At 42.9% G+C, this 1,004-nt stretch carries 1 pseudogene; it reads right to left on the bottom strand.

Annotated features, from left to right (window positions below):
- Nucleotides 1-725 (bottom strand): annotated as a pseudogene (locus QUB51_RS30290) (ISAs1 family transposase); the annotation flags it as partial.
- Nucleotides 726-1,004: the final 279 nt, after the last annotated feature.

A 1,004-nucleotide genomic window follows, 5' to 3' on the forward strand; every position in this document is an offset into this window, starting at 1 on the left:
TTTTTGCAGTCTCAAACCAGTCTTTCACGCTTATTGTAAAGAGTGGGATGATTGCTTTTTAGTGCCACGACATAATCGGCTTTTTTCTGACGAATCAGTCGGACTATTTCTGTTTGAGTCCCCATCGCATCAATGGTGATAATCGCCCCGGCAATGTCGAGTAGTTCTAGTAGGGCTGGAATTGCTGTGATTTCATTGGAATGGTCTTCTACTTTGACTTGCCCGAGTACCAAACGTTGTTGGCTCGCCCAAGCTGTCACTAAATGTAAGTTTTTTAAACCTTTCTCTCTATCGTAAGAACCCCGCAAACTTTTGCCATCTATGGGAATAATTTCTTGCAAGACTGAACCCATAATTTGTTGCAACCATTGCGATAACTTCTGCTCTAAAACTTTCGGATCTAGTTTTTCAAAGACCCGACGAAATGTATCATCGCTGGGGATGCCATTTGGTAACTCTAAAAATTCTTTTAACCATTGCTGCTTGCTGAGTCCATAATTTTCGATGTCTTCCCATCCCTGGGCTCCTGCGATCACAGCTAATATGGTAATGACCAGAATGTCTTTAAGTAAATGTTGTTTTGTTCGGTCTACTCTTGGATCTGGGATGTCATCAAAATAAGTTGATAAGCAAGCTTGTAAGTGTTGCATTGAGAGCGGTTGAGACCTGTCGGGTTTCGGTGATGATTTTGCCTCATTCACAACACGCTCGAATCCTTTCTCCATGGATTTTTCCTCACCATTCGTGACACCGATGAAGCACTATTATAGAACCCATTTGACATCTTTGAGGCTGCGAGTTGATCGCCCGTTATCTCTCGCTGGCCCGTTATCTCTCCCTCGCCCCTTATCTCTCCCTCGCCCCTTATCTCTCGATCGTTCCTTATCTGTCGATCGTCAAAATATCTCAAATGGGTTCAAAGAACCGCTCTTGACAGGATGCTCTTTTATATCTTGCCCTTTTTGTCAAGTACAATTTATACCAAATTAGATGAGCTTACCCTG

The organism is Microcoleus sp. AT8-A3, assembly GCF_036705675.1.
Classification (GTDB): Bacteria; Cyanobacteriota; Cyanobacteriia; order Cyanobacteriales; family Microcoleaceae; genus Microcoleus.